Source organism: Nocardia sputi (assembly GCF_023501985.1).
This window is the reverse complement of sequence record NZ_JAMFLC010000040.1, coordinates 1-14187: the sequence shown is the minus strand read 5'-3', so window position 1 is coordinate 14187 and position 14187 is coordinate 1. Positions and strand designations below refer to the sequence as shown.

Genomic DNA, 14187 nt, shown 5'->3' with positions numbered 1-14187 from the left:
AACGTGTTCTAGTTTTGCGGTGTGAGCCAGTACGCGAAGTCGACGGCGAGCACCTACGAGCTGCCCCATCTGGACGCGCTCGAGGCCGAGTCGGCGCACATATTCCGGGAAGTGGCAGCGACATTCGAACGCCCGGTGTTGCTGTTCTCCGGCGGCAAGGACTCGGTGGTGATGCTGCATCTGGCGGCCAAGGCCTTCTGGCCCGCGCCGCTGCCGTTCCCGGTGCTGCACATCGACACCGGGCACAACTTCGACGAGGTGATCGCCTACCGTGACGCGACGGTGGCCCGCTTGGGGCTGCGTCTGGTCGTAGGACGAGTGCAGGACGACATCGACGCGGGACGGGTGGTCGAGGAGACCGGGCCGCGCGCCTCTCGCAACCGGCTACAGACCACGACGCTGCTGCGCTCGATCCAGGAAGGATCGTTCGACGCGGTCTTCGGCGGCGCGCGCCGCGACGAGGAGAAGGCCCGCGCCAAGGAGCGGGTGTTCAGCTTCCGCGACGAGTACGGCCAGTGGGATCCGCGCAGGCAGCGCCCCGAACTGTGGAACCTCTACAACGGCAGGCACCGCGCGGGCGAGCACATCCGGGTGTTCCCGCTGTCGAACTGGACCGAACTCGACATCTGGAGCTACATCGCCGCCGAGGATATCGAGCTGCCCCCGCTGTACTACGCCCACCGCAGGCCGGTGGTGCAGCGCGACGGAATGCTGCTGGCGCACACCCGTTTCCTCGAACTGCTCGACGGCGAGCAGCCCTACGAGGCCACCGTGCGCTTCCGCACCGTCGGCGACGCGACCTGCACCGGCTGCGTCGAATCCACCGCGGCCACCCCCGCGGAGGTGGTCGCCGAGGTCGCCGCGGCACGGGTCACCGAGCGCGGCGCCACCCGCGCCGACGACCGCATCTCCGAGGCAGGCATGGAAGACCGCAAACGCGAAGGCTACTTCTGATGACGACCACACTGTTGCGCCTCGCCACCGCGGGCAGCGTCGACGACGGCAAATCGACCCTGATCGGCCGGCTGCTGTTCGACTCCAAGACCCTCTTCACCGACCAGCTCGCCGCGGTGGAGCGCACCAGCCGCGACCGCGGCGACGACTATCCGAACCTCGCCCTGCTCACCGACGGCCTGCGCGCCGAACGCGAACAGGGCATCACCATCGACGTGGCACACCGCTACTTCGCCACGCCCAGAAGAAAATTCATCATCGCCGACACCCCCGGCCACGTCCAGTACACCCGCAACATGGTGACCGGCGCCTCCACCGCCGACCTGGCGCTGATCCTGGTGGACGCCCGCAAAGGCGTGGTGGAGCAGACCCGTCGGCACGCGTTCCTGGCCGGCCTGCTCGGCATCCCGCACCTGGTGCTGTGCGTGAACAAGATGGACCTGGTGGACTGGTCGCAGGAGCGATTCGAGGAGATCCGCGAGGAGTTCGCGCGGTGGGCCTCCAAACTCGACGTCTCCGATCTGACCTTCGTGCCGGTGTCTGCGCTGCACGGCGACAACATCGTGCATCGCGGCGCGAGCATGCCGTGGTATGAGGGCACTCCCCTGCTGCACCATCTCGAAGAGGTGCACATCGCCTCCGACCGCAACCTGATCGACGCGCGCTTCCCGGTGCAGTACGTCACCCGCAGGCACGCGCAGGACTTCCGTGGCTACGCGGGCACCGTGTCGGGCGGCGTCTTCAAGCCGGGCGACGAAGTTGCCGTGCTGCCTTCGGGTTTCACCACCACCGTGGAGGCGATCTGGGGACCGGGCGGCGCACCGGTCGCGGAAGCCTTCCCGCCGCAGGCGGTCACCATCCAGCTCGCCGACGAGCTGGACATCTCCCGCGGCGATCTGATCTGCCGCCCGAACAACCGCCCGAACACCGACCGCGATATCGACGCGATGGTGTGCTGGTTCGCCGAGGACGCCCAGCTCACCCCGGGCGCGACCTACACCATCCGGCACACCACCCGTGCCGTCACAGCCGAGGTCCGCTCCCTGGACTACCGGCTGGACGTCAACACGCTGCATCGCGACGAGCGCGCGGAGTCGTTGACGCTCAACGAGATCGGCCGTGTCCAGTTGCGCACTCGCCAGCCTCTGCTGTTCGACCCGTACCGGCGCAACCGCGCCACCGGCAGCTTCATCCTCGTCGACGACACCACCAACAACACCGTCGCCGCGGGCATGATCACCGGCCCGAGCCTGCCTTCCTCCCGCGTGGTCTGGCATTCCACCGCCGTCGAGCGCGACGAGCGCGCCACCCGTGGCCTGACGGTCTGGTTGACCGGCCTGTCCGGCTCCGGGAAATCGACCGTCGCGGTGGAACTGGAGCGCCGATTGGTCGCCGAGGGGCGTCCGGCGTTCCTCCTCGACGGCGACAACCTGCGGCACGGGCTCAACTCGGATCTCGGGTTCAGCGCGGCGGACCGGGAAGAGAACGTCCGGCGCGTCGGCGAAGTGGCGAAACTGTTCGCCGAAGCCGGTGTGGTCGCGGTGGTGTCGCTGATCAGCCCCTACCGCGCCGACCGCGACCGGGTGCGCGCCGCGCACGAGGCAGCGGGAATCCCGTTCCTGGAGGTGTTCGTCGACACCCCGCTGGCGGTCTGCGAAGCCCGCGACCCCAAGGGAATGTACGCCAAGGCCCGCGCGGGCGAGATCCGCGGCTTCACCGGCATCGATGACCCGTACGAAGCACCCACCGAAGCCGATATCGTTCTCCGCCCCGACCATGGGGACCCGGCATCGATGGCCGCCACGATCATCGCGAGGTTGACGCGATTGGACTGACAACGTGTGTGGGCAACCGCCGGATTTCTCCGCGCGATCGGTCGGATCCCGCGAACTCACCTTGGGGGTGCCGAGCCGTTGATCGAGCCCCACGGCCGCGACCGGCTGCCACGGGTCAGAGCCGCAGATCGGCCGCTGACACTTTGGGAGGCTGCCGCACCGATCCCGGCCGATAGGTCGCTTGCGCTATCGGGCGACGCGTCCGGGTGTAGGACTCCAGCGCCATGGCAATAGAGTTCGCACCACGCACGGTCTTCGCCAAGACGATCGCGTCCTCGATCGCGGAGGTCGCTCCTCGCCCCGCCGCCGGCGAAACGGCGTGTGCCGCATCACCTATCAGTACGGTGTCAGCGCTGTGCCAGAGGCCATCGGGGTCGAGTTCGTACAGGGCGATCGGCGCACTCACCTCCGAGTGCTCCAGTACCTGCGCCACTTGCGTCGCCCGCAGCATTTCGAGAAACACGTCGGCGTCGATAGCCGCGGCCGGAGACTCCGCTTTTCGCCTGCTGAACCAGAAGGAACCATCGCGCTCGTCCCCCACGTACCCCGCGACCCCCTCCGAGTGCGCCCAGAAGTGCAGTACGTTCGTCGGTAGCCCTCGCACCGGAACCGGGCAATGTCCGTACCGGATCACTTGCCCGGTGTATGCGGGCTCCTGGGAACTGCCGAGCATGCGCCGGGTTTCCGAACGAGCGCCATCGGCGCCGACGAGCAGGTCACCTGTGCGCTTGCCGGGATCGGCCCGAGTTCCGTAGGCGCAGGGAATCTTCGCTCGGTCCAGACCTTCACGCAGTACGGCCAACAGATCCCTGCGCCACACATGGATACTCGACCAGCGATGACCGGGCTCGGTCCGAGCGAAGGACTTCGTGCGCCCCGTCAGCGTATCGGCCGAACTGACACCGACAACCGGGAACCCGGCCGCCCTGACCTTCTCACCCAGACCGATCTGATCGAGCGCGGTCGACGCCGCAGGACCGAGCGTGACCCATCCGCCGACATCGGCCGCGCGCTGCGACCTCTCGTAGACCGTGACGTCGGCACCGACTTTCGCCAGCGCCAGCGCCGCGCACGCCCCTCCGATACCGCAACCGATGACCTCCGCTCGAAACACCAGGGCACCCCTTCGCTGTAGGCCGGGCCGATCGATGACACGCCCGGATCATGCTCTCCCCCGGACCGGCCACCATGTGCACGTGCGGTTTTACAGTCCGCATCGAACGTATCAGCCTGTTGCGCAATGCCTATCGGTCCTGTCGGTCGTCAAGGCCGATTCGATCGGCGCGGGTACTTGCTCGGTCGCATGCGCCCGGTGATCCGCAGAGTTTCGACGGCGGCGCTTTTCCACGAGCACTCGTCCGCGTCGCAATCCCGATGCACCTGCATCAGCGCGTGGGCATCGCCGGTACTGAGTTCTGGGCCGTCCACCGGGTCTACCGCAGGCCAGCCCAGCGGTGGCCAGCCCAGCAGGCACAACTGCTCATGGCCCACACGCTCGGCGATGTGATAGACGCTCGGCCCGCGCAACGGCCTTCGCCACCATCTACTCGCCGCGAAGAAGACTCCCAGCAGCACCATCACCATCGCCGTCGCCACAACGAAAGCTGTGCCGTACTCGTGCCAGCCGGACATCAATACCGCACCGCGCCGTCAGGTGAACCGAACGGCGTCCACCGATGGCCACGCTTCCATATTTCCTCGGGCGCAACGACGATCAGAGTCACTTCCTCGGTGAGACCGCGCCTGCTGGTCCAGACGTGCTCCCGGGTCGGAGCGATGACAACCGAAGCGCCCACCCGGCGGATGGCCTGCATCAGCAGGAGCGTCGGCATCAGCGCGTCGCGATCGACCACCAGCACTTCCGGGTCGGGGTAGCCCCTCCGCTCGGCTAGAGCCCGGATCGCGCGCTCCTCACCTGCGTGATCACTACCGGACCGATCCAGCCGGATGTAGCCAAGCGCGATTTCTGCCATGTCCACCCCTTGTTCGGTTGATGTGGTGTGGCACCCGGCGCCGGGGACTCTCGCATCTCCAGCGGTGTAAGCAACGCCGGAGATGTGGCGCGATCCGGAAGGGCTTCACCCGCCGCCAGGGCCGGAACATGACTTTGAAGGACGAACAACACAGCGAACCGGCAAAAGATTTGTCACCCTGGGCATGAGGAAACGTGTCGAATGGAACCCGTGATGACGATGACCCAGGAATCCGGTGTCGGCGAGAAAGTCCGCACAGCCAGGAAGCTTGCGGGCTGGAGCCAGGAAAGACTCGCGCGGGAAGCCAACTTCTCGGCGAGTCTGGTCCGCAAAGTCGAGCGTGGCCGTGCGCCGGCATCACCGGCGTTCGTCGCGGCATGCGCCCGCGCCCTGCGAGTGAACGTGGTCGATCTGCTCGAGCAGCCCTATCCCCGGCAGACCCGCGACGAACAGCGAGTGCACGCCGGTGTACCCGAGATTCGCCGGGAACTGGCCGCGTACAAGATCGAGCCCGACGGGTCCATGGACCCTCGTCCCGAACGCGACCTCGCCGCCGACGTCGCGAAAGCTTCCGCATTGCGGCACTCGGTCAACCTCGGTGACCTCGGCACGCTCCTTCCCGGCTTGCTCGCCGACCTGCGCGTCGCGTGGAATGCCGCGACGGGAGCCAAGCGTGAGCGCGTATTCGGACTTCTCGCCGAAGCGTTCGCCGCAACCGGGCAAGTCGTGTACAAGCTGGGCTATATCGACCTTTCTTCTTTGTGTGTCGAGCGGTACGAGTGGGCAGCCGCGCAGTCCGGCGACCCGCTGGCCGTCCTGGCGGGCGATTACCAGCGCGCGGGGGAACTGATCTGCGCGGCCGACTGGTCCACGGCCCTTCGGTTTCTCGAATCAAGTCGTGCCGCCATCGAGTCCGATATCAGCGGTGACGATCCGGCCGTCCTCAGCATGTGGGGCAGCCTGCACCTGAAATCGGGCCTCGCCGCCGCCCGAGCCGGTCGCCGCGACCTCGCCGATGAACATCTCGCCGAAGCGCGGGACACCGCCCAACGCGTCGGTGTCGACCGTGACGATTACCGGCTGTGCTTCGGCGTCACCAATGTCGACATCTGGTCGGTCGGCCTGGCTGTCGAGATGATGGACGGCACCGAGGCCGTAAAGCGCGCCGAACGCGTGCATCTCCCGGCGACCACGCCACGGGAGCGTGCGGGCCACCACTACATCGACTTGGCCAGAGGCTACCTGCTTCACGGCAATCGCACGAAAGCCCTCGGCTCTCTGCGAAAGGCCAAGGAGATCGCGCCCACCCAAACCCGATACCACCCAATGGTGCACGAGACCATTCGCGTCCTCGCCCGCGACGATGCACGAAGCAACGAAAGCGTGCGCGGGTTCGCCGCGTGGTGTGGCATCGACCGCACCTGATCAGCTCGCCTGCACTCGAGCGACGCGCACTCGCATCCCGCTTGGCCTTCAAGGAGGATGGGTCCGCTTTACCCGGCACTGCCGTTCGACCGTCGCGAAGTCACGACAACAGGCGCTGTGACGCACTAAGCGGGCAGAGCGATCACCCGATAGACCGCGACCACCATTGCTGCTCCGAGGATTTCGCCGCGCTCGATCATTCGCACCGCCTCGTCGAGCGAGAACCAGCGCATGTCCTCCGCCTCGTTGACATCCGGCCGCCTCGTGGACATCCGGCCGATTGTCTGTCAAGTCCGCGCCACGAGCGAGGTATATCTCCTGCGGATGATCCAGCGGGCCAATAGCTGGTTGATACGTGACCAGATGCTCCATTCTTCTCGGCCGCCAACCGGTCTCCTCCTCGACCTCTCGCGCGGCCGCGATCACGACATCTTCCGCTCTATCGACATAACCGCCGGGAAGCGCCACACCCAGCGGTCGGGACGAATCGATGTCGGTACTTCAACAGTGCTTCACTTTTCTCGTTGAGTACCAATGTCATTGCGCATCGAGGCATCCGCGACGTACTGCGTGAATCTGACGCCGTCAGGTAGCTCCACATCCACAGTCGACAGCCGGATATGGCGATTCTCGCCCACGAGACGCTCACCGTGGATCGTCTACCGAGTGCGGTTCACCTGCTCGACGGTATCGCAGGCTGAAGCGCCAGACTCCGATCGTGGTCGCCAGCTATCTGCGATCGACAAACGGGGGTGAGGCCGAAGATGTCCGCCCCCCTTCATTGCGCGCTCGACCGGATACGACACCGTCTCGGCGACGGCGAGGGGCAGGTGGAGATGAGCGCCCGCCCCTCGGGTCCTGCCGGTTCAACCGAGCGTGCGGAAGAACTCGCGGATATCGCCGACCAGCAGCTCCGGCACCTCCAGTGCCGGGAAATGCCCGCCGGAGTAGAACTCCGACCAGTGGGTGATGTGGTGGGCGCGCTCGGCGAAGCGGCGGATGGCGTAGTCGCCGTCCTTGAATACCGCGACGCCGGTCGGCACGGTGCCCTTCGGCTTCGGGGCGAACATGGTCGCGTCGTGGAAGCGTTCGTAGTAGAGGTCGGCGACGCTGCGGGCGGTGTCGGTGAACCAGTAGATGCTCACCGTGGTCAGCAGGCGATCGAGGTCGACGGCCTGTTCGGGCAGGTCGTGGGACTGGTCGGTCCACTCGCGGTACTTCTCCACGATCCAGCCGAGCTGGCCGGTCGGGGAATCGGCGAGCAATTGCGCGATGGTGTTCGGGCGTGAGCCCTTCAGGTTCATGTAGGCCGAGCCGTCGTCCTGGAACTTCTTCATCCCGCCGAGGCGCGCCTTCTCCGCGTCGGTGAGCGCGGCCATGTCGGCGGGATCGCCGGTCGGGAAGGTGACCAGCGCGTTGACGTGCACGCCGACGACATGTTCCGTGTCGATCCGCCCCAGTGCGGGGGCGATGAAAGCGCCGTGGTCACCGCCCTGCACGCCGTAGCGGTGGTAGTCCAGCCGGGCCATGAGTTCGGCGAGGGCCGCCGCGATCCGGCCGTCGTTCCACCCCGCCTCGGTGATCGGGCCGGAGAACCCGTGGCCGGGCAGCGACGGGACGACGAGGTGGAAGGCGGGAGCCTCGGGTGCGCCGTGGGCGGCGGGGTCGGTGAGCGGGCCGATCATGTCGAGGAAGTCGGCCACCGAACTGGGCCAACCGTGCAGGAGCAGCAAGGGGGTGGCGTCCTCCCGGGCCGAACGAATGTGGAGGAAGTGCACGTTCTGACCGGCGATCGTGGTGGTGAACTGCGGGTGGGCGTTCAGCTCGGTCTCGGCGGCGCGCCAGTCGAACTTCTCGGCCCAGTAGCCGGCCAGGTTCTTCAGGTAGGCGGTCGGCACGCCACGTTCCCATCCGGTACCGGGCAGGTCGTCGATCCAGCGGGTGCGGGCCAGGCGCAGGCGCAGGTCGTCCAGGTCGGCCTGGGGGACGTCGATGCGGAAGGGGCGGATCTCGGTGTTCGTCATGCCATTGATGCTTCGGGTAACGAGGGGGTGAGCGAATCACGAGAATCCGTTATTTCGCGCGTTCGGTGTGCGGGCTCATCTCTCACCCCAGGTGCGGCGCGCCCTCGCCCGACCTTCGCAGTTGTCGCCGAGGCGCGGTACGGGCATGATCGCGCCGTGGTCAGCCTTCCCGTAAGCGGCGCCTTCGTGGGGCGGGCCGCCGAGCTCGCAGCATTGCAGGACGCCTACCGTGATCCGGCGGTGCACACCGTACTGATCGGCGGCGAAGCGGGCATCGGCAAGTCGCGGCTGGTAGCGGAGTTCACGACGCGGCTCGGCGGACGCACGGCGGTGTTGTCCGGACGGTGTCCGGAGTTCGGCGCGACGGGCGTGCCGTTCACGCCTTTCGTCGCGGTCATGCGCGCGGTCCTGCGTGAATTGGGGGTGGAGGGCCTAGCGGCGCTGCTTCCGGTGCCCGAGCCGGCGGTGGCGCGCTGGCTTCCCGAGCTGGCCGCGCGGTCCGGCACGGCGGGCGCCGAGACCGATCGAACCCGGTTGTTCGGCGAGATCCTGACCGTGCTGGAACAGTTCGCGCTGACCAGGCCGCTGGTGGTGGTGCTGGAGGACCTGCACTGGGCCGACGACGCCAGCTTGGCATTGCTCGCTTTCCTGGTGGCCAACCTGGCCGAGGGCGATCTGGTGCTGGTCGGCACCTACCGGCCCGCCGACTCCGAACCGCTGCGCAAGCTGGTCACGGGCCTGCGCCGCGACCCGCGTGTGCGACTGCTGACTCCGCCGCCGCTGACCAAGCACGAAGTGGGCAGGCAGCTGGCCGCACTGCACGCCAGAGAACCGGAGCCAGGGACGATCGCGAGGGTCTTCGAGCGCAGCAGGGGAATTCCGCTGTTCGTGGAAGCGCTCGGCCCCGCGCCCGAGGACACGCCCGCCGAGCTGTCGGAGCTGTTGCTCGGCTATCTGTCCGACCTGCCCGAGCAGACCGCTTCGGTGCTGAGCCTCGCGGCGGCGGCCGGGTCTCCGGTCCCGCACACGCTGCTGGAGGCCGCCACCGCCCTCACACCGGCCGCGCTCACCACTGCCCTGCACCAACTGATCGATCGGCAACTGCTGGTCACCACCGACACCGGCTACGAGTTCCGGCACGTCCTCATCCGTGATGCGGTCTACGACGATCTCTTACCCGTCGAACGAAAGCAGTTGCACGCCAAAATTTCTCAGGCACTCCTCGAGCACAGGAAACAGGACCCGCACCAGTTCCCCTCCGCCGAGCTGGCCTACCACGCGTATGCCGCCGGAGAGCTGCCGCCCGCCCTCGAGGCCGCATGGGAATCGGCGTCGGAAGCCGAGAGCATCGGCGCGCATCGTGATCAGGTGCGCCATCTGGACCGGGTGCTCGAACTGTGGGATCGCGTGCCGGACGCGGCGAGCAGGGTGGACGTCGAGCGGCTCGATGTCGTGGAAGCGGTTGTGGCGGCGTGTCATCGCGGCGGTGTCGTCGAGCGCGGGATCGCCGCAGCCGACGCGGCGCTGGCCGCCATCGATGCGGCGACCGAACCGGAGCGCGCCGCCCGGCTGCACCACTATCGCGCCGGACTGCGGAATCAGAGCAGCAGCGGCGGCGAGGACGACCTGCTCGCGGCCCTGGCACTGCTTCCCGCGCACCGGCCGATCCGGCTGCGCGGCGAGGTGCTCGCCGAACTCGCCGCGGCGCGCGTGTTCAGCGGTGCGGCGGCTGCCGCCGAGGACGACGCGCGCTCCGCCGCCGAGGTGGCCGAACAGCTCGACGACCTGCCGCTGGCCGCGCGCGCCCACGCCTATCTCGGACTGGCCACCGCGGATCGCTCGGAGGTCGCCACGGCGCATTTCGACCGTGCGCATGCCGCGGCGAAGGCAGCGGGAGATCCGGGAACCCTGCTGACGGTGGTGCTGTGGGAGTCAGCGCTGCTGGTGTCGGCAGGCGCCAACGAGAAGGCCATCGCCGCCATCCAACAGGGTCTGCGAGCCGCGCACGAGACCTACCGGTTCGCCGAAGCCGCGCCGATTCTGCTGGTCAAATGGGCTCAGGCACTCACAGCCCTGGGTCGATGGAACGAGGCGCTCGATCTGGTCGACGAATCGCTCACCGAGCGGTTGCCGCCGTTGAGCACCGCCGCGCTGCTGCTGTGTCACGCCAGGATCATGCTGGCGCGCGGCGACGCGAACGCCGCGGCGACGAGCGCGAGAACCGCGCAGCCGTTGCTCGGCGACAGTCGATGGGCCAGGCAATACCGAATTCAGCTGTACACGGTGCAATCCGAGATCGCGCACGCGGCGGGCGACCCGCAGCGCGCCGCTGAGATCGGCGCGGCGACGCTGATCGCGGACGATCTGGCCGCACATCATCACGAGGCGTGGGCGCTGGCCGATACGGTCGCCCGGACGCGCTGCGCTCCCATGGTTCTGCATTCGGTCACGGAAAAGCTGCCTGTGACCAGCGCGGTCGACGCCGCGTACCGGAATTCCTGCCACGCCGTGCGCAGTGGCCGTCCCGCCGACTGGGACGCGGTGGTCGCCTCCTGGCGGGCCCTTCGTCAGCCGTACGAGCTGGCGCGCAGCCTGCTGGACTCCGGGGCAGCCGAACTGGCCGCGGGCGATCGCCCGGCAGCGCGCGACGCGCTGCGGTCGGTGCTCGAGCTGGCCGACGAACTGGCGGCGCCTCCCCTCGCCGAGCAAGCCAGACAGTTGGCCGAGCGCGCCGGAATCGTTCTCACCGAATCCTCCGACCGGCCCTCCCCAGCGCGGCGGCCGAGCACCGCGGGCCTGACGCCCCGGGAACTCGACGTGCTGCGGCTGGTAGCCACGGGCGCGAGCAACCGCCGGATCGCGGCCGAACTGTTCATCAGCGCCAACACCGCCGGTGTGCACGTCTCGCGCATCCTCGCCAAACTCGGCGCGGCCACCCGCACCGAGGCCGCGGCGATGGCGCACGCCCGCGGCCTGCTCAGCCCCTCGACCGACGGGTGAGCGGCGGCGCATGGCGGGGCCGTTCGGCACTGGTGAGTAGCGCGGCGATTCCGACGCCGACTTTCCGTCGGGGCGGGGCCCGGTCCCATCCCGGTCCGTAAGATACAGTGAGTCGAACATGTCTCGAAAGGACGGGCTGATGCGGTCGACCTTGCTGTCCCGGCGCGATCTCGATTTCCTGCTCTACGAGTGGCTGGACGTCGAGAACCTCACCAAACGCGAGCGGTACGCCGAGCACTCGCGGGAGACCTTCGACGCCGTGCTGGAACTCAGCGAGCAACTGGCCGCCAAGTACTTCGCACCGCACAACAAGCTCAACGACGCCAACGAACCCACCTTCGACGGCGAACGCGTGACCATCATCCCCGAAGTCGGCCAGGCGCTGGCCGCCTTCGCCAAAGCCGGGCTGCCCTCGGCCGCGATGGACTACGAACTCGGCGGCGCACAGCTGCCCGCGACCGTCGCGCAGGCGAGCTACGCCTGGTTCCAGGCGGCCAATCCGGGCACCGCGGGTTACCCGTTCCTCACTGTGGCCAACGCGAATCTGCTTGTCGCCCACGGTGGTCCGGAGCACGTGGAGAAGTTCGTCAAGCCGATGCTCGCGGGCCGTTTCTTCGGCACCATGTGCCTGTCGGAGCCCCAAGCCGGTTCGTCGCTGGCCGACATCGTCACCCGCGCCGAACCACAGGACGACGGCACGTATCGCCTGTTCGGCACCAAGATGTGGATTTCCGGCGGCGATCACGAACTCGGCGAGAACATCGTGCACCTGGTGCTGGCCAAGATCCCCGGCGGACCGGCGGGCACCAAGGGCATCTCACTGTTCGTGGTGCCGCGATTCCTGGTCGGCGACGACGGCGCGATCGGCGAACGCAACGACGTCGCCCTGGCCGGGCTCAACCACAAGATGGGCTTCCGCGGCACGGTCAACACCGTACTCAACTTCGGCGAGGGCCGCTGGACGCCCGGCGGCGCGCCCGGTGCGATCGGCTACCTGGTCGGCGAACCGCATCGCGGGCTGACCTACATGTTCCACATGATGAACGAGGCCCGCATCGGCGTCGGCCTGGTCGCCACCGCGCTCGGCTACACCGGATACCTCGAGTCGCTCGACTACGCCCGCACCCGCGCGCAGGGCCGGGCCAAGCTGCCCGCCGACCCGTCCGCGCCGCAGCGTCCGATCATCGAGCACGCCGACGTCAAGCGGATGCTGCTGGCACAGAAGGCCTATGCCGAGGGCGCGCTGGCGCTGGTGCTGTACTGCGCGCGGCTGGTCGACGAGCAGCGCACCGCCGAATCCGACGAGGAGCGCCGCGCGGTCACCCTGCTACTGGACATCCTGACCCCGATCGCCAAGAGCTGGCCCTCGCAGTGGTGCCTGGAGGCCAACAGCCTCGCCATCCAGGTGCTCGGCGGCTACGGCTACACCCGCGAATACAACGTCGAGCAGCACTACCGGGACAACCGGCTCAACCCCATCCACGAGGGCACGCACGGCATCCAAGGGCTGGATCTGCTCGGGCGCAAGGTGACTCAGCAGGGCGGCGCCAGCCTGCTCGCACTCGGCTCCCGCGTCGACGCGACCATCACCGCCGCGCGGGCGGCGGGCGGCGAGGCGGCGGAGCTTGCCGCACACCTGGATTCGGCGTGGCGGCGGCTGGTCGAGGTGACGGCGGGACTGTTCGCCTCCGGTGACATAGAGGCCGCGCTGGCCAACAGCTCGGTGTACCTGGAGGCATTCGGGCACACCGTCCTGGCCTGGATCTGGCTCGAACAGTTCCTCGCCGCCGCGGACCGGTCCGGCGACTTCTACGATGGCAAGCGGCATGCCGCCCGGTTCTTCTACCGTTTCGAATTGCCCAAGACCGCACCGGCACTGGACCTGCTCGCCAGGTTGGACACGACTACTCTGCAGATGCGGGACGCCTGGTTCTGAATTCAGCCCATTTCGATACACGTCTTAGACGATGTATCATTCCGCGGTGATCGATTCCAGTCAGCGGACCACCCGCCCTCCCGGCCGCCCGGCCTCCGCGACCAGGGAACAGGTCATAGAACTCGCTCGCCGCGCGTTCCTGTCCGGGGAGCGCGTGGACATCCAGGCGATCGCCGGGCAACTCGGGCTCAGCCGCGCCTCGGTGTACCGCTGGTTCGGCTCCCGCGACGGAGTGCTCGGCGCGGTCCTGGCCGGGGAGTTCGAGGCGCTGCTCAGGCATGCGGACGCCCGCCGGCGCTCCAGCGGCGCGCGCCGCATCCTGGACGTGCTGTATCGGGTCAACCGCTGGATGCGTGACAACGAACCGTTCCGGCGCTACTTCGAGAACGAGCCACTGTCCGGGTTGCGCATCCTCACCGCGAGCGACGGACCGGTACAGCCACTGGTCGTCGGCACCGTCCAGGAACTGATCGTCCGCGCCACCGAAGAGGACGGATACCGTCCTCCGCTGGAACCGGCGTTGCTGGCCTACGCGCTGGTCCGGCTCGGCGAGGCGTTCCTGTACAACGACAACGTCGCGGGCATCCGCGGCGACGTCGACCGCCTGCACGAGGTCCAGGCGGCGCTGCTGGGCATCCCCGAGGCGATCGCCCCCTGACCGCCGCACGACCACGGTCCCGCAAATCACCGGCATGTTGCCGTTCGTGCGGCTCGGCACCGCCCTGACACCCGCACCCTCGCCGCCGCCTCCGAGCTGTGGTGCGAGGACGACGGCGTCTACTGCGGCGGCCACCACCGCTCGGCCCCGGATACGCCCGCACCACCGGCCCCGGCTGCCCGACACCGAAAACGCCGGACTGCGGCTGAAGATCATTTACACCGCCGAAGCGCTCGCCGCACTGCTCGACCTAGATGTACTGACCACGGACGTTGGTAGCGGCGTGTCGGGCTGACATGGCGAAGACCTCCGGGTGAAGTGCGAGCTGTCTAGGAACGCATTCACCTGCCGGAGGTCTTCGTGTCCCACCGTAATGCCCCGC

At 68.1% G+C, this 14187-nt stretch carries 11 protein-coding genes and 1 pseudogene; 6 read left to right on the top strand and 6 right to left on the bottom strand.

Annotated features, from left to right (window positions below; translation table 11 throughout):
* Positions 1 to 21 precede the first annotated feature (21 nt).
* Both cysD and cysC read left to right on the top strand, forming a co-directional pair.
* Entirely contained in the window at positions 22 to 954 is a 933-nt protein-coding gene (gene cysD / locus M8859_RS34570) for a sulfate adenylyltransferase subunit CysD (RefSeq protein ID WP_159930416.1), read from the top strand.
* Positions 954 to 2789, top strand: coding sequence for an adenylyl-sulfate kinase (cysC, locus tag M8859_RS34565; RefSeq protein WP_249645521.1), 1836 nt, complete (start codon positions 954 to 956; stop codon positions 2787 to 2789). Before cysD ends, cysC begins: the two co-directional genes overlap by 1 nt.
* A gap of 115 nt (positions 2790 to 2904) precedes the next feature.
* Here cysC and M8859_RS34560 read toward each other — a convergent pair whose 3' ends face one another.
* The 3 genes from M8859_RS34560 to M8859_RS34550 form a co-directional block, all read right to left on the bottom strand.
* Entirely contained in the window at positions 2905 to 3903 is a 999-nt protein-coding gene (locus tag M8859_RS34560) for an FAD-dependent oxidoreductase (RefSeq protein WP_249645520.1), read from the bottom strand.
* A gap of 149 nt (positions 3904 to 4052) precedes the next feature.
* Positions 4053 to 4421, bottom strand: coding sequence for a hypothetical protein (locus M8859_RS34555; RefSeq protein ID WP_195070597.1), 369 nt, complete (start codon positions 4419 to 4421; stop codon positions 4053 to 4055).
* Entirely contained in the window at positions 4421 to 4762 is a 342-nt protein-coding gene (locus M8859_RS34550) for a hypothetical protein (protein WP_249645519.1), read from the bottom strand. The genes M8859_RS34555 and M8859_RS34550 overlap by 1 nt, the downstream gene beginning before the upstream one ends.
* Before the next feature lie 213 nt (positions 4763 to 4975).
* Between M8859_RS34550 and M8859_RS34545 the strand changes: the two genes are divergently transcribed.
* A complete protein-coding gene (locus M8859_RS34545; protein WP_249645518.1) occupies positions 4976 to 6187 on the top strand; it encodes a helix-turn-helix domain-containing protein in 1212 nt (403 codons plus the stop codon).
* A 125-nt stretch (positions 6188 to 6312) separates the two neighbouring features.
* Here the strand turns inward: M8859_RS34545 and M8859_RS34540 are convergent, their stop codons facing one another.
* The 3 genes and pseudogenes from M8859_RS34540 to M8859_RS34535 all read right to left on the bottom strand — a co-directional run bounded on the left by M8859_RS34540 (position 6313) and on the right by M8859_RS34535 (position 8211).
* On the bottom strand, positions 6313 to 6459 hold the full coding sequence (locus M8859_RS34540; RefSeq protein WP_249645517.1) for an NUDIX hydrolase: 147 nt from the start codon (positions 6457 to 6459) through the stop codon (positions 6313 to 6315).
* Between the two features lie 88 nt (positions 6460 to 6547).
* A pseudogene (locus M8859_RS37850) lies at positions 6548 to 6655 on the bottom strand (NUDIX domain-containing protein); the annotation flags it as partial.
* Positions 6656 to 7053: 398 nt separating this feature from the next.
* Positions 7054 to 8211, bottom strand: a complete 1158-nt coding sequence (locus M8859_RS34535; RefSeq protein ID WP_249645516.1) for an epoxide hydrolase family protein — start codon at positions 8209 to 8211, stop codon at positions 7054 to 7056.
* 156 nt (positions 8212 to 8367) lie between these two features.
* Here M8859_RS34535 and M8859_RS34530 point away from each other — a divergent pair, with 156 nt between their 5' ends.
* The 3 genes from M8859_RS34530 to M8859_RS34520 all read left to right on the top strand — a co-directional run bounded on the left by M8859_RS34530 (position 8368) and on the right by M8859_RS34520 (position 13805).
* Positions 8368 to 11211 (top strand): ATP-binding protein, encoded by a 2844-nt coding sequence (locus M8859_RS34530; protein ID WP_249645515.1) that lies wholly within the window; start codon positions 8368 to 8370, stop codon positions 11209 to 11211.
* A 139-nt stretch (positions 11212 to 11350) separates the two neighbouring features.
* Positions 11351 to 13147 (top strand): acyl-CoA dehydrogenase, encoded by a 1797-nt coding sequence (locus M8859_RS34525; RefSeq protein ID WP_195070601.1) that lies wholly within the window; start codon positions 11351 to 11353, stop codon positions 13145 to 13147.
* 46 nt (positions 13148 to 13193) lie between these two features.
* Positions 13194 to 13805: a QsdR family transcriptional regulator gene (locus M8859_RS34520; RefSeq protein ID WP_249645514.1), complete on the top strand. Its 612-nt coding sequence runs from the start codon at positions 13194 to 13196 to the stop codon at positions 13803 to 13805.
* Positions 13806 to 14187 lie beyond the last annotated feature (382 nt).

Bases quoted from the DNA above. Each gene is read 5' to 3' on its own strand.
- cysC (WP_249645521.1), top strand. From the start codon at position 954: ATGACGACCACACTGTTGCGCCTCGCCACCGCGGGCAGCGTCGACGAC.
- M8859_RS34555 (WP_195070597.1), bottom strand. From the start codon at position 4,421: ATGTCCGGCTGGCACGAGTACGGCACAGCTTTCGTTGTGGCGACGGCG.
- M8859_RS34550 (WP_249645519.1), bottom strand. From the start codon at position 4,762: ATGGCAGAAATCGCGCTTGGCTACATCCGGCTGGATCGGTCCGGTAGT.
- M8859_RS34545 (WP_249645518.1), top strand. From the start codon at position 4,976: ATGACGATGACCCAGGAATCCGGTGTCGGCGAGAAAGTCCGCACAGCC.
- M8859_RS34540 (WP_249645517.1), bottom strand. From the start codon at position 6,459: ATGTCCACGAGGCGGCCGGATGTCAACGAGGCGGAGGACATGCGCTGG.
- M8859_RS34535 (WP_249645516.1), bottom strand. From the start codon at position 8,211: ATGACGAACACCGAGATCCGCCCCTTCCGCATCGACGTCCCCCAGGCC.
- M8859_RS34525 (WP_195070601.1), top strand. From the start codon at position 11,351: ATGCGGTCGACCTTGCTGTCCCGGCGCGATCTCGATTTCCTGCTCTAC.